The organism is Dyadobacter jejuensis, assembly GCF_003149085.1.
In the GTDB taxonomy this organism is placed as follows: domain Bacteria; phylum Bacteroidota; class Bacteroidia; order Cytophagales; family Spirosomataceae; genus Dyadobacter; species Dyadobacter jejuensis.
Map to the genome: position 1 here is coordinate 604,458 of NZ_QGDT01000002.1, position 19,331 is coordinate 623,788.

The 19,331-nt window shown below is 47.4% G+C and carries 12 protein-coding genes; 6 read left to right on the top strand and 6 right to left on the bottom strand.

What is annotated here, in order from left to right:
• Positions 1–20 precede the first annotated feature (20 nt).
• The 5 genes from ruvA to CLV98_RS06480 all read right to left on the bottom strand — a co-directional run bounded on the left by ruvA (position 21) and on the right by CLV98_RS06480 (position 4,836).
• A complete protein-coding gene (ruvA, locus tag CLV98_RS06460) occupies positions 21–611 on the bottom strand; it encodes a Holliday junction branch migration protein RuvA (protein WP_109673469.1) in 591 nt (196 codons plus the stop codon).
• 35 nt (positions 612–646) lie between these two features.
• The gene (locus CLV98_RS06465) at positions 647–2,419 is read right to left on the bottom strand and encodes a LysM peptidoglycan-binding domain-containing protein (RefSeq protein WP_109673470.1); all 1,773 of its coding nucleotides are present in this window, start codon (positions 2,417–2,419) and stop codon (positions 647–649) included.
• Between the two features lie 175 nt (positions 2,420–2,594).
• Positions 2,595–4,037: an Asp-tRNA(Asn)/Glu-tRNA(Gln) amidotransferase subunit GatA gene (gatA, locus tag CLV98_RS06470; protein ID WP_109673471.1), complete on the bottom strand. Its 1,443-nt coding sequence runs from the start codon at positions 4,035–4,037 to the stop codon at positions 2,595–2,597.
• A 96-nt stretch (positions 4,038–4,133) separates the two neighbouring features.
• Positions 4,134–4,334, bottom strand: a complete 201-nt coding sequence (locus tag CLV98_RS06475) for a Sec-independent protein translocase subunit TatA/TatB (protein ID WP_109673472.1) — start codon at positions 4,332–4,334, stop codon at positions 4,134–4,136.
• A gap of 70 nt (positions 4,335–4,404) precedes the next feature.
• The gene (locus CLV98_RS06480; protein ID WP_109673473.1) at positions 4,405–4,836 is read right to left on the bottom strand and encodes a YkvA family protein; all 432 of its coding nucleotides are present in this window, start codon (positions 4,834–4,836) and stop codon (positions 4,405–4,407) included.
• A 188-nt stretch (positions 4,837–5,024) separates the two neighbouring features.
• Here CLV98_RS06480 and mdh point away from each other — a divergent pair, with 188 nt between their 5' ends.
• Together mdh and CLV98_RS06490 are read left to right on the top strand one after the other, a co-directional pair.
• Positions 5,025–5,954, top strand: a complete 930-nt coding sequence (mdh, locus tag CLV98_RS06485; RefSeq protein ID WP_109673474.1) for a malate dehydrogenase — start codon at positions 5,025–5,027, stop codon at positions 5,952–5,954.
• 251 nt (positions 5,955–6,205) lie between these two features.
• Positions 6,206–9,232 carry a TonB-dependent receptor gene (locus CLV98_RS06490; RefSeq protein ID WP_109673475.1) on the top strand — a complete coding sequence of 1,009 codons (3,027 nt, stop codon included), beginning with the start codon at positions 6,206–6,208 and terminating at the stop codon, positions 9,230–9,232.
• An 82-nt stretch (positions 9,233–9,314) separates the two neighbouring features.
• On the opposite strand, the gene CLV98_RS06495 is transcribed toward CLV98_RS06490, so the two are convergent.
• Positions 9,315–10,670 (bottom strand): hypothetical protein, encoded by a 1,356-nt coding sequence (locus CLV98_RS06495; protein ID WP_109673476.1) that lies wholly within the window; start codon positions 10,668–10,670, stop codon positions 9,315–9,317.
• 268 nt (positions 10,671–10,938) lie between these two features.
• Between CLV98_RS06495 and CLV98_RS06500 the strand changes: the two genes are divergently transcribed.
• The 4 genes from CLV98_RS06500 (at position 10,939) to CLV98_RS06515 (ending at position 19,300) form a co-directional block, all read left to right on the top strand.
• Positions 10,939–13,725: a triple tyrosine motif-containing protein gene (locus CLV98_RS06500; RefSeq protein ID WP_158281205.1), complete on the top strand. Its 2,787-nt coding sequence runs from the start codon at positions 10,939–10,941 to the stop codon at positions 13,723–13,725.
• Between the two features lie 167 nt (positions 13,726–13,892).
• Positions 13,893–16,898, top strand: a complete 3,006-nt coding sequence (locus CLV98_RS06505) for a SusC/RagA family TonB-linked outer membrane protein (RefSeq protein ID WP_109673478.1) — start codon at positions 13,893–13,895, stop codon at positions 16,896–16,898.
• 22 nt (positions 16,899–16,920) lie between these two features.
• Positions 16,921–18,432 (top strand): RagB/SusD family nutrient uptake outer membrane protein, encoded by a 1,512-nt coding sequence (locus CLV98_RS06510; RefSeq protein WP_109673479.1) that lies wholly within the window; start codon positions 16,921–16,923, stop codon positions 18,430–18,432.
• A gap of 40 nt (positions 18,433–18,472) precedes the next feature.
• Positions 18,473–19,300 (top strand): LamG domain-containing protein, encoded by an 828-nt coding sequence (locus CLV98_RS06515; RefSeq protein ID WP_109673480.1) that lies wholly within the window; start codon positions 18,473–18,475, stop codon positions 19,298–19,300.
• Positions 19,301–19,331: the final 31 nt, after the last annotated feature.

Here is a 19,331-nt window from a genome sequence, read left to right on the forward strand (position 1 = left end):
GAAAATTCCGAGATACAAACTTACCGTAGAGCGAGTTTTATCAGCTGCTCTACGGTTATAGCGCTACCTTCCTTTTTAAGGATCGCATCCAGACTCTTTTCGGCAGTAGCTTTGGGTATACCAAGAGTCACCAATGCGGCAAGGGCCTCAGACCTCACACTCGCCTGAGGCGTTGAAGCAGTCCCTGACGACGCACCCTGTAAGAACTCCTTCCGCATTTTATCTTTCAGTTCCAGAATTACCCTCTGGGCCGTTTTGAGCCCAATTCCCTTAATGGATTGGATCAGGCGGAGATCTTCTTCGGCAATCCCTTTCATAATTTCCTCATAAGAAAGAGAGGAGAGCATCACCAGCGCTGTAGCCGGCCCAATACCGGACACACTCACCAGTTCCAAGAACAGGTGTTTTTCTTGCTCTTCAGCAAAACCATAGAGGATATGGGCATCCTCGCGGATATTAAGATAAGTTACCAGCTTGCATTTATTTCCCAACTCTGGCATAGCCGAAAACGTTTGCAAGGAAATCCGTAATTCGTAGCCGATCCCATTTACATCCAGAATGGTATAAGCAGGGTCCTTATGGGCAACCGTTCCGTTAATGTAAGCAATCATAAATTCTTATTAGCATGTGTAATTCGAGGTAAGTCCTAGCCTGAAATCAATAATTTTTGACCTGGCTTGATGGCATTCCCTTCTATGTTATTGGTTTTCTTCAATATTTCTACTTGCAAGCCATAGCGCTGCGAAATCGTCCATAGGGTATCCCCCCGTTGTACTGTATAATACTGTTGGCTCCGATTGGCTGCTTTCGCACCCTCCTTTTCGACTTTGGTGGCAGCAACTTGCTCCCTAACCTGCGTGTAAACAATCAGTTTCTGACCTTTGAGAATCAGGGAGCGTCTTAGCTTATTCCATTTTTTAAGATCGGATACCGATACGTTGTATTTAGTGGAAATAGACCCCAAGTTCTCTCCACTACGAACCAGGTGTGTCAATTTTTTATTAACCAGCTTGGTAGTGGTAGTCGTTTCGGCAACCGTTGCCACTTCCACGGTGGGTTCGTCCACTGCTGCTACAGGCTCGGTTTTGACCGCCTTATTCTCAGCAGCAGCCACCACTTTCACTTTCTCTACCTCCTTCACTTGGCGGTGGTACACCAAGGCTTGACCCGTCCGAATGGTACTACCACGCATATGGTTCCATTTCTTCAGTTCCGACACGCCCACGCCATATCGACGCGCTATTACCGATAAAGTCTCCCCTCTACGAACCCGATGCGTCGATTTTTGGGTAATAAGCTTGGTAATTGTCTGATAAGTATTCCCTTGTGCATCGGTAGTTTGACGGGTGCTGAGCACGTCGACCGAACCCACCTGTGCTATCATACCATCAGTAGCGCCCATTTTTCCGGAACAAGAGTCCATAATGGCCACCCTATTGTTTTTGAGGTAGGTATAGTGCATACTAGGTACTTTCAGAATAAAATTCCGAGTAGAAGCCGGAAGGCTCGTTTTTACCAGCTGGGGGTTCAGTTTATTTAAGACTTCCAAATCCACTCCACTATGCCTACAAAATGCCACCAAGTCGATAGCACCGTTCAGCTGAATGGTATCACTGGGAATTACAAATTCTAGATTTTCGGGAAACACACCGTGGTCATTGCCATAATTCATCATGTAGTTGATGGCTACAAACTGGGGTACATACGATCGTGTTTCACGGGGAAGGGAGTTGTAGATGGTCCAAAAGGTAGTACCACCCGAACGGCGCATGGCTCTTTTCACATTTCCAGGACCCGTGTTATAGGAGGCCAGGGCCATTTCCCAATCACCAAAAATTCGGTACAACTGCTTTAAATACTTACATGCCGCTTCGGTAGATTTGACAGGATCGAAGCGTTCATCGACGTAGCCATCCTGCTTCAGTCCAAACTCCCTGCCTGTAGCAGGCATAAATTGCCACAAACCACCAGCTTTAGCCCTCGAAATGATCCGAGGATTCAACCCTGACTCTATCATGGACAAATATTTCAGCTCTTCGGGAAGTCCGTGCTCCTTCAAAAGTTTTTCGAACATAGGAAAAAACAAAGCCTTACGTTCCATCATAGAGCGGGTGAAGGAACTCCTTTTATATATAAAAAACTCTACAAATTCGTGAGAGGCCTCATGATAGCGCAAGGGAATAGACTTCTCTAACTTTGAGAAACGCTCCTTCAGCAGCTCAGAGTCAATGGAGGGCTGCGTACCTATTTCTTCAATTTCAGGCATAGCTTCCAAGGCGATTTCATCAGCAACCGCCGCTATCCCAAGAGTATCCTGGTCGTCTACCTCCACATGTTGAGGAATCTCCGCCACCACATCTACACACCACATTCCTGTTATCAGGGCAACTGACCAAAATATTTTCTTTGAAATCTTCATTAGTAAATTTCTTTTGAAGTTTAATCTTTTCTTATTAGGACTATCTTTTCAATAAACGACTGAGTATGTGTTTGTTATTTCGTAGCGTACCCTCCCCCTACCCGTTTCAGCACGCTACCTTGGGGACTTCCATGGGCCATTTGGCACAAAATTATATATATAGGTGTATAGAACTTTAAACGTCCAAGGTTCCGGCAGCTAGCTTGCTAAGTTGATTAGCGAAGGCCAACATATCGGCTTCCTTCAAGTTAGGAGCCATTATTTGCACCCCTATAGGCATTCCATCGGCGTCTTCTCCATTGGGGATGGCGATGGCCGGGAACCCCACTACATTGGCGTGTACCGTAAAAACATCGGCCAGAAACATCTGCATAGGATCGGCGGTTTTCTCCCCTATCTTAAAGGCTGTTGAAGGAGTAACCGGCGAAATAAAGAAATCATAGTCTTTAAAAAAGGCTTCGGTTTCATCACGCACCATCCTTCTAACGCTTTGCGCTTTGGTATAGTATGCGTCATAATAATTAGCACTTAAAACGAAAGTTCCCAATAGGATACGACGCCTTACCTCCGCACCAAAACCTTCCGTCCTCGATTTTTTATAAAGGCTTTCTAGATCTACCGCGTCGGCACTTCTATGCCCATACCGTACCCCATCGAAACGGGAAAGATTGGAACTGGCTTCGGCAGTAGTGAGGATATAATACGTGGGCAGTAAGTGTTTCAGGGTCTGCATTTGCACGGATTCTACCTGGTGTCCCTCCTCCTTCAATCGATGGAGCAAGGCCAAGGTATTGTCGCGAATAGCGGGATCCAAAGCTGGATTATCCACCATATCCTGCATATAACCTATTCTATATTTCTTTTGGGTATGTAGCGTCGCTGAATAGGCCGGTACTGGAGCCGAAGAGGCCGTACTATCGAACTCGTCACTGCCAGCCATCACTTCCAAAAGTATAGCGGCATCCTCCACCGATTTGGTAATGGGTCCTATACAATCGAATGAAGAGGCATAGGCAATAAGTCCCCAGCGGGACACCCTTCCATAAGATGGCTTCAATCCTACTACTCCACAAAAGGCCGCCGGTTGCCGTACCGATCCGCCGGTATCGGTGCCCAACGAGGCATGGCACAAGCCCGCCTGTACGGCTACAGCCGAACCTCCCGAAGAGCCCCCTGGAACTTTATTATTGTCTTTTGCATTGAGTACGGGACCAAAAGAGGAATTCTCGTTGGAAGATCCCATTGCAAATTCATCGCAGTTTTGCCTACCTATAATAATGGCGTCCTCATCCACGAGCCTTTGGACGGCTGTAGCGGTGTACGGAGCTATATAGGAGTTCAATATCTGACTCCCGGCTTGTACGGCATGCCCTTTCCAAGAAAGTACGTCTTTGATTCCTACCACCATGCCGGCGAGTTTACCAGCCGTGCCTGCCTTAATTTTGGCATCCACCAATAGGGCCGTTTCTTTGGCTTCTTGCTGGTATACTTCTACAAACGCATTCAGGTGGCTATGGGCCTCTATCCGATCGAGGTAATGATTGACTAGTTCAACACAAGAAATTACTCCTACACTTAAATCCTTCTGAATTTCAGTTAACCTCAGATACTCTTTCAAAGTTAAAATTATTGAGGGGTTACAAACAAAGAATCAGAGCCATTTAAATGTGCTTAAACGGCTCTGCTATATGATTCATTAAAAATGATGAAAGGACTATTTGGGGTCCTCCATGCTTTTTTCGATATTCTCCTTAACGTCTTTGGTAGCGTTCTTAAACTCATTGATACCTTGACCCAATCCACGCATCAATTCAGGGATTTTTTTCGCTCCAAAGAATAAAAGAACAAATAAGGCTACCAGAAAAACTTCCTGTCCTCCCAAACCCATAAATGCCAAAACGGTTGCTGATTCCATAACTGTATTTTAATTTTTATGTTCACAAATTTAATTATTCTTTTTCAACAATTTAAGTGATTGCCCGACTTTATCCAATTTTAATCGTTTTTTCATTCTTCTCCCATTCACTAAATTTCATAATCTCATCGCTCATATTCTTCACCAGCCACAGGATAAGGGCCAGATCGTCGGTTAATCCCAAAACAGGAAGAAAGTCGGGCACTAGGTCCACCGGCGACACAAAATAGATCAACACGGCTACTATGGATACCATACTCCGCCACGACACATCACGATAATCGCCCTTGGCATAGGCCTTCACCATTCTCGAAAGCAGTTGCAAGTGTATCTTCACTTCCGAAAGGTTATTTCTAAAATTACCAGTACTTAGTTTTTTGGCCACATTAGCCACCAAGCTCAACAACCTAGAAGAATTACCAGCATAGGCCCCTGCTCGCTTCTGAGCTTGTTTAAAAAAAACGGATTTTAAGATTCTGTTCAATAAGGAATCGTCTGCCATCAGTCAGTATTTAAAAATTTGTTATTGGCAATATAACTAATTAGATACGTAAATAATTGCAATATGGACGTCTTGCTTTCACTTTTTATATAAAAAATTGGCCGCAATATGGTTTTAACAAATTATGTATTCTAAATTTAAGGCCAAATGTGAAATACAATTTTCTAAATCATTAAAACCGTTATTATATGAAGATCACCGTCGTAGGAGCTGGTGCTGTTGGTGCTACCACCGCAGATAATATTATTCGTCGCGAACTGGCAGAAGAAGTTGTATTACTGGATATAAAAGAGGGAGTTAGTGAGGGAAAGTCCTTAGACATGTACCAAACAGCCGCCTTATTGGGCTTTAATACCAAGCCCATTGGTTCTACTAATGACTATGAAAAAACGAAAGGATCGGATGTGGTGGTCATCACTTCGGGCCTTCCCCGCAAGCCAGGCATGACCCGTGAGGAGCTCATTGGGATTAACGCCGGTATTGTGAAAAGTGTCACTGAAAATCTTTTAAAATATTCACCTAAGGCTATCGTTATCGTGGTTTCTAACCCCATGGATACCATGACCTATATGGCTTTTAAAGAATCGGGTATCCCCAAAAAACGCCTGATAGGGATGGGAGGAGCCCTCGACAGCGCTCGCTTCAAAACCTACCTGGCATTGGCCATGGATGTATCGCCTTTGGATATCCACGGGATGGTAATCGGCGGCCATGGCGACACCACCATGATCCCCCTTACCCGTCTAGCTACTTATAACGGGATGCCTGTAAGCCGCTTCCTGTCTTCTGAAAAATTGGAAAAAGTGGCCGCCGACACGATGGTGGGTGGAGCCACCCTCACCAAGCTCATCGGAACATCGGCCTGGTATGCACCAGGTGCCGCCGTGATGATGCTGGTAGAAAGCATCGTTCGCAATCAGAAACGTGTGGTTCCTTGTAGCGTCTACCTCAACGGTGAATATGGCCAAAAAGACATCTGTATGGGTGTTCCCGTAGTATTGGGCCGCAATGGCTGGGAGAAAATCATTAGCCTACGTCTTAGTGACGCTGAAAAAGCGGCCTTCGAAAAATCGGCCGAGGCAGTTCGTGCCATGAACGGAGCGCTCAATTTATCATAAGGGTAACCATACTTGGTAAAAATACCGAAGCCGGCTTCAATTTGAAGCCGGCTTTTTTTGTCCTTTTTCTATATAACAATCCTATTCTGAACCAAAACACCTACAAACCAAGGAAATATTGTACAATCATACATCAAAATAGTATAAATTCTATTGTTTTCCACCTAAAATATATGCATATTACGGTAATCGAATACAATCATTCGGTTACATAATTAAATATTCATCATATCCATCAAAGACTAAAATTTATGAAGAAATTACTATTCTCATTAGGGCTATCCCTCTTGGCCACCATTGCTTGGTCCCAAGGAATCAGCGGCCAAATAATCGACGCCACAGATCGCTCTCCCCTTCCTGGGGTATCGGTCGTAGTCAATGGCACCACCACGGGCACCATTACCGATTCGGAGGGTCGCTACAACCTGGACCTCTCCACTGGGAGCTACCAACTGACCATCAGTTTTGTAGGCTATAGTTCGCAGGTGATCAAGGTGACAATCCCCGGGCAATCGGTTTTTAATATTGAACTGAGCCAAAGTTCGGCCATCCTCGATGAAATCGTCGTAACGGGTTCTCGGGCCGGAGGAAGGGTCAAAACGGAGAGTCCAGTCCCTGTCGACGTCATAGGAATCGCCCAAATGACTACCCAAGTCCCACAAAACAACTTGAACCAAATCCTGAATGTGGTGGCCCCGTCCTTTACCTCCAACACCTCCACAGTGGCCGATGGAACCGACCATATCGATCCCGCTCAACTTCGCGGACTGGGACCCGACCAGGTGCTAGTACTCCTAAACGGCAAAAGACGCCATACCTCCTCCTTGGTGAACGTAAATGGTACCCCAGGACGAGGCTCGGTGGGCACCGACCTAAACGCCATCCCCGCCTATGCCATCGAAAGGATTGAGGTCCTCCGCGACGGTGCCTCTGCTCAGTACGGCTCCGATGCCATTGCCGGTATTATTAATGTAAAAATGAAAGAAAGCACTGGAAAACTGAATCTATCCTTATATGGCGGTGGTAACAGTTCCCAAGGCTCCAACAACCATACCGGTGGCCTAGATGGCGAAAACTTCCAGCTTGACGCCAACTATGGAGTACGCATCGGCAAAAAAGGCTTTATTAACCTTACGGCATCGGGACTGATGCGTAAGCCTACCTACCGTGCCGACTTTGCCACGGGAAGTATTTTTAATGCCTATAATGCTATTGAGTACCGCACCCAGCAGAACGGGGGCAATGTGGGCGGCTTGGTTTCCAATATGGCGGCTATTAAGGCGGGAGCTCAACAAGTGAGCTACTTGGATCCTAGTACCCAAGCCGCCATCGTAGACGCCAGTAGTATCAGCGATCTTCAGAAAATATTGAACCTTGACGTCACGGATCATGAGCTGGAATACAGAGGACTACAAAGGAGTGATTTTAACATGCGCATCGGTCAATCGCAACTAAAAAGTGTTCAGTTTTTTGCCAATGCCGGCTTACCTATTAACGATAACCACGAACTTTATGCCTTTGGAGGCTATGGCCTCAGAAAGGGAAATGCCGCAGGATTTTACCGCCGACCCAATCAGTCGAGAACCTATACCGGTATTTTTATCAACGGCTTCCTACCCGAAATCCATTCCGACGTCATCGATGTTTCGGCAGCCGCTGGTATTCGGGGTAAGCTAGGAGAATTCTCTTATGACCTTAGCAATACATTTGGATCCAACACCTTCAATTATGGAGTCGAAAATACGATCAATGCTACCCTGCTTGAAAACTCCCCCACCAGCTTCGACGCCGGGGGCCTCAACTTTAAGCAGAATACCATTAACCTTGACCTAAACCGTAAATTCGATTTTATGCACGGTTTTAACCTGGCTTTCGGAGCAGAGGCTCGTTTCGAATCGTACGGCATCAAGGCTGGAGCCCTCAACTCCTACACCCGCTACGACATCAATGGCGTCCCCATCGATGCCAATAATCAGGATGGGACCATCCCTACCGATTTTTTTGGGAATGCCCGGCCCGGCGGAGCGCAGGTATTTCCTGGTTTTAGTGTAAAAAATGAAACCGATACCGAGGATGCCAACCGGCAAAGCGTAGCAGCTTACTTAGACACCGAGCTGGACGTTACCGAACAGTGGCTGATTGGAGCCGCATTGCGTTTTGAAAACTATTCCGATTTTGGAAATACCACCAACTTTAAAGTGGCCACCCGTTATAAAGTCGCACGGAATTTCAATATCAGGGGGGCTATCTCCACAGGCTTTCGGGCCCCATCATTGGCTCAAAAGTATTTCAACTCCACTTCCACACAATTTGTAGGTGGGATACCCTACGAAGTGGGAACCTTCACCAATGCCTCCAATGCAGCTAAATTGCTAGGTATCCCCGAGCTAAAACAAGAAGAATCCAGAAGCTTTAGCGCGGGCTTCACCGCCAAAATCCCGAGTGCCAACCTCACTATTACCGCCGATGGGTACTTCATCCAAATCGACGACAGGGTGGTGCTTACCGACCAGTTTTCGCGTCCTGCTGTGGGCAACACTAGCTCAGCCATTCAGTTGCAGCAACTCTTCGATCAGGCCAATGCCACCGCAGCAACCTTCTTCTCTAATGCCATCGACACCGAGTCCAAAGGTATCGACTTGGTAATCTCCCATCAGGCCAGCTTCGAAAACGGCGCCACCCTGAAGACAGACCTTGCCGGGACGGTAAGTCAAACCAAGCAAGTGGGCGCTATTAAAGCATCAGCTATTCTGGCCGAAAACCAACAAGTAAATCGCTACTTTTCGGAGGCCTCGAGAGTCTATTTGCAGGAGGCAGTACCCCGGGTAAAATTTAATTGGAGCCACACCCTGACGGCCGATAAGTTCGATCTGTTTGTACGCAATGCCTACTTTGGAAAAGTTACCGATCCCAACACCGTCGACGTCAATGGGGATGGCTATATCGGCGCCATTATCGTGGAAGGCCAAGCCGTTGAAAACGAACACCCGGTATGGGGTGGACGGCTCATCACCGACCTCTCTGTAGGTTACCAAGTCAGCAAAATATTGAAAGTGGTGGTAGGTGCCAACAATCTTTTTGATATTTACCCCGAAAGAAATTACAACCCCACCTCCGCCAAAAGGCCTTCGGCGGTGGTCGATGGTAAAATAGTGTATACCAATCCAGCTACCACCGTCGACCTATCCAATTCCAATCAGTTTGTGTATTCCAGAAATACCTCACAATTTGGGATGAATGGCCGGCTTCTTTTCGCTCGACTTAACTTTTCTTTTTAAATAGGACTATTATCACAACAAAGGAGGCTATCGCAATACTGCAATAGCCTCCCTGCTTATACAACCTCATATTAAAAGTTTCTCAAATCGAGATTTGATATTGTAACACCCAGGAGCCTTTTCGGCCATTGCGTTTCAGGTAATTCGGGTCGCGATCGTTGACATAGGTCGGCCTACTTTCGTAATTCAACGAAAACTTACTCCCATGCCCCTTCACTAACCAATTGATTCCCACATTAAAAACGTCCATCCCCCCATGAATACGTTCGTAGTCGGCATATTGCAGGGAGGCATAAGGCATAAGCGTGCCTTGCTCACCCAATAGATCGTCCTTTAGCTTATAGCCAACTTGTGCATATACCACCTGTCCCGTACCAAACATCGGGAAAGCATTTCCTTGAGTCCCACTGACGCCAGCTATGGGCCGCTGGGTACCACTGGCCGGATTCATGATTCCGTTATATCGTAAATACCCTTTTCCATAATCGGTATAGAAATACCCCAAATATGCCGAGATAGCCGTACCCGTAGCCCGGTTGAAGGGCATATCGGCAAAAGCAGCCACCGACAGAAGCGTCAGGTTATTATAGACGGTATCCGATGCCACCGTCCGCCAGGTAGCGTTCTTTTGAGTAATAAACCCAGCCTCCAGATTAAGCACGCGTCTCTTTCCCAAATAAGTCCCCGTCATATATCCCGGCGTCGTCAACGACTCGGTATCTAAGAAATTATAGATCAATAACCCTTGAAACTGTTTCTTATGGTTCTTCTGAGCATATACCGAATGGGAGGTAATACCAGGGGCCACCTTTCCATTGGATTCTATAGGAAAAGGGTCAGTTACCGCCAATCGATAGTTCAAAGGCCCTATCTGTCCACGGGAATATACACTCAGTTTACGGTCAAACTGGTCGGTTTGCTCCACGGTTGCCTGAGCAAATACGGGTACATCCATGGTCATAATCGTCCCCACACTAGCCTGAGTGAATCGGGACAGGCCATTCACAACGGTGAGGCCTCCTCCAAAGCGCACAAAGCTATCCCCCTTTCGGTATGCCTCATATTCGCCAACTGCATCATGAAAAAAAGGCTGTACCTTTCGGTTTCCATCGGGATACCCGCTCATTTTATTGAAATTATTCATTCCAAACTGTGTATAAAAAAACACCCGATCGGTCAGTTGACCATACAACTGCACTCGGGTACGTCTAAGACCTATATCAAAGGTATTATTAGCAGGATCTTCGAGTACCGTCGTGCCCGGATTGTTCTCATTGAGCCTCAACCAGGTCTGATTCAAAAAGGTGGCTTTTATATAGTGCGAACCCGTCGAATTTAAAGGATACTGGATGTCACTCCTGGAATCTTGGTCTTTTTTTTCAACCTGCGCCATTAGTGCCGATGTACTTAAAAGACTAAAAAGAAGTACTTTTTTCATAAAGAAACGTTATTTTGACATCCTGTTGCGAATAGCGCACCGAATGCTTAATTAGTGGTTAAAAGTAAATTAAAAGATAGTTAAAAAGAGGGATTCTGTGAGTTTAAAGCCGTTTAGTAGTAAAATTCTAGGCCCAAGATGTTCGAAAATCCGCTCCCTTATTTGCCGATTTTCAAGCGAGACATTAGGAAATTACCCATCCAGCAGCCCGAAGTTAGATATGGAAGTCAAATTGACCAAAATAATTGTAACCCTTTTTCTAATATTCTTGACTCAAACTTTGGCTTGGGCTCAAGAAACCCCTCCTGTAACGAACTTTAGTCCGCAAGATTATAAGGCTCATAATCAAAATTGGGCCTTGGCCCAGTCAGATGACCGAACCATGTATGCCGCCAATTCCGATGGACTTCTAGCCTTCAATGGAGCGAATTGGAGAACATATCCATTTCCAGATGGGCAAATTGTCAGGACAGTACTCTGTGAAAACAAAGCGTATCGGTACAACAACCCCAAACTAACCCAAACGCAAAATAGGATTTATGTGGGTGGATTCGGGGAATTTGGTTATTGGACAAAAAGCAATAATGGAAACTTACTCTATAACTCCTTGAGCAAAAATAAGGACTTGGCCAGTTTAGCCACCGAGGAGATATGGCATATTGAGCGAACGCCTGAATATATCTATTTTCAATCTTTTTCTAGGATTTACCGGTACGATGGCCATAACATATTAGAAATCAAGGCTCCAGGCACCATTATGTTTATGCGGCAGGTGCACCAGCGGCTATTGGTTCCTATCATAGGAAAAGGGTTGTATGAACTTAAAGGCCAAAAGTTCCAACCCGTTGTGGGCACTGAACAGTTGAGTGCCAGTATCATTGCCACCATACTTCCCTTCGACGATCAGACTTTGCTCATATGCACCAACAAAAATGGCCTATTTTTATTAAAAGACGGTCTGTTAAGTCCATGGACTATCGCCGCCAACGGCATTTTTAAACAGAACCTGATCAACAAGGCCCTTATACTCCCCAACGACCGGGGAATCGCCATCGGAACCATTCAGAAAGGACTGTATATCCTGGATAAACAGGGACAAATAAAATTCCATATCCACAAATCTATTGGACTACAGAACAACACGGTGCTGGCCATGACGGTGGATCGCCACGGAGATCTTTGGCTGGGCCTCGACCAGGGTCTCGATCTTATTGGCCTGAGCTCCCCCCTACTCACTTATATGGCCAAAGGCAATCCCCTTGGCACAGCCTATTCGGCGGCACTTTGGGAAGGCTTTCTGTATGTAGGCACCAATAATGGCGTATTTAAAAAAAAATGGCCCTCTACCGATACCTTTAGCCCCGTGAAAGGCCTAGAGGGTCAGACCTGGAAACTATCGGTGGTAAAAGGGGCCCTGCTCTGCGGGCATAATGATGCGACGTACCAAATCACCAAGTCGGGCATTATAAAACTCTCCAACGTAACGGGGGGCTGGAACCTCCTATTGCTCGAACCCCGCAACCAACCCGCCCTCTTACTCCAAGGCTCTTACATAGGGTTGCATACTTATACCTATATGGGCGACAAAAAATGGGAATACGGCAAGCCCATTAAAAACATCCCCCCGATCCCTATTAAGTATATGGCCCGCGACAAGGAAGGGGGGCTATGGATCAGCCATGCCTATAAAGGGCTCTACTACGCCAAATTGAATGCTCAATTAGACTCTGCGGTGGTATGGAAATCGATCACTACCGACCACGGACTCCCCACGCTTTTCAATATCGAAATTCAAAATATTCAGGATACCATATATATCAAGTCGGGGAATGCCTTTTTCACCCCAGGACCCAGCCAAACCCTGATTCCCAGCCAAAGGTTTGCTAAAGCGGCTCAACCCTTTAAAATAAGGCCGGGTACAGGCGACGATTGGTTTACGATATTTAACAATAAGGTGCTCCTTCATAGGGCCCTTAAGGAACCCATCCCTTTCGACATCTCCTTAGTGGGCGACTATGAAACGATTATCCCTATCGACAAAAAGCGTTATCTGTTCTGTCTGAATGAAGGCTTCGCATTCTTCGAAGGCCAAGATAGCCCATCGGAAGGGTTCAATACGCTCCAAACGCGCATCACCCGCATCACCAACCTCGATAGCCTCAACCGTCACTATCCACTCGATCAAAAATCGACATTACCCCAATGGGCACGGTCTATCCGCATTGGCTTTGCCCTGCCGGTCTATGGCCGGAATATACAATACCAATACAGGCTGCTAGGACTTACCGATGGGTGGTCGGACTGGTCGAGCCTGTCTATGGCCGAATACACCAACTTGGCTGCAGGAGAATATCGCTTTGAGATCCGGAACAATATCAACCATATGGTTTCACGTTTCGATTTCGAAATTGCCGCCCATTGGTATGAGACCGTATGGGGGAAACTGTTTTTCGTAGCCCTCGGCTTTTTGTTACTCCTGGGCTTATTGTGGTTACAGGAAAGGCGTCTGCAACGCAACAGAATCAAACTATTGCTTCAGAAAGAAAAAGAGCTGGAGGACCAACAGAAGGAGAGTGAGCGGAAGTTTATTGAGCTACGAAACGAGAACTTGCAAAAAGAGCTCAAAAATAAAAGTCAAAAGCTTAGCAATATTGCCATCAATGTGGTCCGCAAAAACGAAATTCTAGAGGAAATCAGAGACGAATTACAAGAAGTCAAAAAAGATCTCGGGCAGCAGCTCCCTAACCTACACTACCAAAAGCTGCTCCATAGCATAGAGCGCAATGTGGCAGGTAAGGAAGATTGGGTACTGTTCGAGGAAAATTTCAACGAAGTTCACGACGAATTTTTTCAGCGCCTGCGTCAACGATACCCCAGCATCTCCCCTTCCGAGCTACGCCTCGCGGCCTGTCTGCGCATGAATCTTTCCACCAAGGAAATGGCTCCAGCCTTGGGGATTTCGATTCGCGGTGTGGAAATAAAGCGCTACAGACTCCGCAAAAAACTCGCGCTAGACCCCGATATTAATCTGGTCCAATATATGATGGACATTTAATACGTTCCGACGATTCCAAGATAATAGTACTATTAATACTCCTTTTATTGCATTATTCGCAGTGATGTAGTGGTGATGTAGTGCCAAATTTGCCCACAGGACCCGAAAGGAACTACATTTGAAAACAATTTATTCTTAAAAAAATTCTATCAATAAAATAATCACCAATGAAAACGATTTTACGACTGCTGGTCCTGATGCTGCTCGTCTGCCAAGGAGGGATGACCTGGGCACAGGGTATCGGCATATCAGGTAAGGTAACCGACGCCGACGGCATGGGGCTACCCGGGGTAAGTATTTTGGTAAAAGGAACCTCCACCGGCGTTCCTACCGACGTAGAGGGGAACTACAGCATACAAGCCCCCTCCAAAGATGCAGTTTTGGTTTTTTCGATGATCGGTATGACCCCACAAGAAATAACGGTGGGCAACCAGACCACCATTAACGTCATCCTCAAAGACGATGCGCGGGCATTGAACGAAGTGGTGGTGATTGGCTATGGAACGGCGAGCAAGCGGGACTTAACGGGCTCTATTGTCACCATTAAGGGTTCGGAAGTTTCCGACAAGCCCTCGGCCAACCCCATGAACGCCCTACAAGGAAAGGTGGCGGGACTCTCGGTGGTCAACTCGGGCCGCGCGGGCTCGGAGCCTGATATCCGAATCAGGGGTACCAACTCCATCAACGGCGTGAAGCCCGTTTATATCGTCGATGGTATCCTCAACGACAATATCAACTTCCTGAACCCTGCCGACATCGAATCGATAGAAGTCTTGAAGGATCCTTCATCGCTCGCCATTTTCGGGGTGCGTGGTGCCAACGGAGCCATAGCGATTACGACCAAAAAGGCCAAGGCCGGACAGCTCAACGTCAACTTCAACTCCTCGGTGGGTATCAAGCAGGTGGCCGACCGAGTTAGCCTAGCCGACGCCAGCCAGTTTAAGGAGCTCTATAATGAGCAGCTACAAAACCAGGGCAACGCCGCCTATGACTACACCAACTGGCAAGCCAATACCAACTGGCAGGATCAGATATTTCAGAATGCCCTGTTAAATTATAACAACATTAGCGTTTCCGGAGCTACCGAGAAAAACCGATTCTATATGGGTATCGGTACGGTGACCGAAGAGGGGCTGATCAAACATGAAAAATACAATAAGCTGACCATCAACTTCAATGATGAGCTTCAGGTCACTAAAGGACTAAAGTTCGGTGTTACCTTTAACGGGTACCGGGCCGTACCTCCCGTAAATAAAGGGGTGGGGTCGGCCATTTTAGCGGCACCCATCGCCCCTGTTACGGACCCCGCCAGTGGACTTTATCATACCCTCCCCGATTTTCAACGGGCACAGGTATACAATCCTTTGGTAGATGTTGAACTTCAAAAAGGAACCACGGTAGCCCGCGAATATAGGGCCGTAGGGAGTATTTATGGAGAATGGAACTTCTTGAAAGACCTTACTTTCCGTGCCTCTTTGTACGCCGATTATGGTTTTAATACCTCCCGTTCGTACCAGCCACTGATCACCGTGTACAATCCCGACATCGTAGGCACCGACAAAAGCGACCAATTGGTACGTCAAACATCGGTATCTCAAAGTCAAAATGTATACCCCAAGCTGCAACAAGACTACCTGCTTACCTACAAAAAATCATTTGGAGATCATGATTTAACGGTACTAGGTGGTGTTACTACTTACTATCGTGGGTTCGAAAGCACGGGCTCGACCATCCGCCAAGGGAGCAGCTTCCCCATTCCCAACGACCCCCGCTTTTGGTATACCGACAACGTAGGGGATGCTTCTACCCGTACAGGGTCGGGCTCGGCTTGGGAGTCGACTACCCTCTCCTATCTGGGACGGGTGTTATACAACTACCAAGGCAAATATTTGGTAAACGCTTCTTATCGTAAAGACGGTAGTTCCGCATTTTTGGGAAGCGGCCGTTGGCAGGACTTTGGGGCCGTGGGCCTTGGCTGGGTAGCCAGCGAAGAAGATTTCTTTAAGAACCAAAGTTTCTTCGACTACTTTAAGGTGAAAGGGTCCTTCGGGTTATTGGGTAACCAGAACATCGACGATCGGTATCGATATCCCGCTTATCCTACCCTTACGGCTGCCAACTCTGGTGTCTTTGGCGACAACATCGTATCGGCCCTGCAGCCCGAGTACATAGCCGACCCTAACCTACACTGGGAAAAGGTATTGGCCTCAGAAGTAGGCGTAGAATTCAACGCCTTCAAAAACCGCTTAACCGTCGACGCTAACTATTATAATAAACTCACCAAAGACATCCTGGTAATCGTACCCGGTATTGCGGGCACCATTCCTGGGCTATCCAACCTCGGTGAAGTAAGCAATAAAGGCCTTGAACTTTCGGCTACCTGGAATCAAAACCTATCCGACGACTTCTCCTTCTCGGTCAGTGGTAACCTAACCACCATCGACAATAAGGTCAAAAAGCTCTCATCCAAAGGCTACGATATCATCAGTGGAGCCTCCCGCACCACCGAAGGATACCCCATCGGGTACTTCTGGGGCTATGTGTCGGACGGTATCTACCAAAACGAGGTAGAATTTATCAAATCGCCTATCAGCACCATTGGCAACGTATCGCCGGGGGATATCAAATACAAAGATGTAAACGGCGACGGTATCATCTCTGAAGCCGACCGTACCATGATCGGAAACCCTACCCCCGACTTGACTTACGGTGCCTCTTTGTCGGCCAAGTACAAGGGTTTCGATGCAGGGATAGACTTTACGGGCGTTTATGGAAACGAAATATTCCGTCAATGGAACCGCAATACCTTCGCTCAGTTCAACTACCAAACCGAAAGGCTCGATCGCTGGAACGGAGAAGGAACTTCCAATTGGGAGCCTATCCTAAGCACTGCCCGCTCCAACAATTATCTGCCGTCCAACTACTGGATCGAAGATGGCAGCTTCTTTAGGATTCGTAACGTACAGTTAGGCTATAATTTCACAGCCGAGCAACTAAAAGCCTTAGGACTGAAGTCCCTACGGGTGTATGTAAATGCGCAAAACCTCAAGACCTTCACCAACAGCACCGGTTATACCCCCGAAATAGGTGGTAGCGCGACGGCATTTGGTGTAGACAATGGAACCTATCCCGTTCCCCGCATTTACACATTTGGTATAAATCTGAATTTCTAAAAAATTAAAATCTCTTTTTGACATGAAAAGTGTATTCATAAATAAGACCATTAAAGCCAGCATGGCAGCCGCAATAGGCTTGCTGGTAATGGCCGGATGTAGCGACTTCCTAGATCGCGAACCCCTGGGCCGTTATACAGAGCAAGACATCCCTGCAGGTTCCTTCGACAGCCAGGTATTTGGCGTGTATGCCAAGATGCGTGCCTTCGGAGTGGCGGCCATGCCCTTACTGGCTATTCACAACTTCCGCTCCGACGACGCCGACAAAGGCAGCTCTACCACCGATGGTATTGCCCAGGAAAACTTTTATGACAATTTCCAATATACCAAAGATGAGTGGTTGCTCAATAGCTACTGGGCCGACCATTATGCGCTAATCATCGCCGCCAATGCCGTAATTGCCGATATCGACTCCCTTGGGGCCGCCGACGCAGGAACGCTTATCAACAAGGCGGAAGCCAAAATGATGCGTGCCCATGCCTATTTCGATTTGGCCCGTACGTATGGCGACGTGCCTAAGATCGACTTTAAGGTAAGAGAGTCGGCCGAGGCCAATATAGCCAAAGCCCCCGTAGCCGAAATCTTTGCGCTAATCGATGCCGACCTTAACGAAGCCGCTGCCACACTTCCAGCCAGCTGGGAGTCGCAGTATATCGGCAGGCTAACTAGTGGAGCGGCTCAGGCCCTTCATGCCAAAACATACCTATGGCGCCAAAACTGGTCTGCTGCCTTGGCTTCCGCCAAGCAGGTGATCAACTCGGGCACCTATCGATTGGCTACCGACTATAGCAGCATTTTTAGGGAGACCGGGGAAAACAACTCCGAATCTATCTTTGAGATTCAGGCCTACTATTCGGTCACTCAAACCAACCTAGGATTAGAATATGCGATGCATCAGGGCGTACGTGGTTCTGGAGCCTGGGACTTGGGATGGGGATGGAACACCCCGAGCCAGGCACTAGCCGATGCTTTTGAAGAGGGCGACCCCCGTAAAGACGGCACGTTGCTATATGCGGGAAAGATAAACACCCCCTATAACGAAGCCGTACCGGCCGCCACTGCCAGCATACCACGACCTTATTGGAACAAAAAGACATATACCAATCCTGCCCTACGCGAATCGACCGGAAGCCGCTTTGGGCGCTGGATGAACCTACGGGTGATCCGCTACGCCGATGTGCTACTCATGGCCGCCGAAGCCGCCAATGAGATAGGTGGTGAACAAAATACCACCGATGCACTCGCATGGCTGGAGCAAGTTAGGGGTCGGGCACGTGGCAATAATACCGCCATTTTGCCCAAAATTACGACTACCGACCCTGCGAAACTAAGGACGGCCATTCAACAAGAACGCCGCGTAGAGCTGGGTATGGAAAACGAACGGTTCTTCGACCTCGTACGCTGGGGACTCGCTCAAGAGGTACTGCATGCCGCCGGCAAAACGGGCTACCAACCAAGAAATCGGTACTTACCCATCCCTCAGCCCGAAATCGACAAGTCGGGTGGTGTGCTCATCCAGAACCCCGAATACTGATCTTAAGCTATTGTAAGAACGAATATAACGTCCTGAAAAGATGAAAAAAATAATCTTAAAAGTAGGCATCTTAAGCATATTGGCTTTGACGTTCGCCTGCCAAAATTTTGAAAGACCCGAAATGATGCTGGTCTCCACCGACGACCCGGCCTTTAACGGTCCTTTGCAACGCTACTGGGCCTTCGAAGGCGTGGCTACCGACAGTATTTGGGGGAGCCGAGCCATAGCCCAAGGGGTTTCCTACGTCGATGGTATCAACGGAAAAGCCCTAAAAGGCTCTAAGACCGCCCAACTCGAATACGCTTCTGCGGGTAAACTAGCCAGTATGGAAAGCTTTACCTTCGCTTTCTGGATGAACACCGCCAAGCACGACGGAGGCGCTCAGAGCGTATTTATGCTTCCAAATACGGAGGATTTCTGGGGCAATGCATTTATGCTTATTGAAGGCAGCACCGCCAAAAATGACTCGATGCTGGTCAAATTCAACTTTGCCGGCAACTGGATCACTTTCGATGGGGTCAACAAAGCCAACGGCCTCAACAAATGGCCCGATGCCTATAATAAATGGAAACATGTGGCCTTTACCTATGATGCCGCTACTTCCAAATTTGCCACCTACGTCGACGGTACCAAGCTAAGCCTGGATGCCTCCGTAACCGACCGTACCAAAGATGGGAAGCCTTTAGGTGCGCTCAAAATGAGCAACGTCTCTAAATTTGTTTTGGGCGCCTACCAGCAACATGTGGGCATTAAGGCCCCAGCCGACGGTTGGATGTTACATTATACCGGCCTGCTCGACCAATTTAGGGTTTATACCACTGCCCTAACCGAGGCAGAGGTAAAGGAGCTTTACAATAATAAAAAATAATTCAATCTGCTAACGATGGCGTGTCGACACT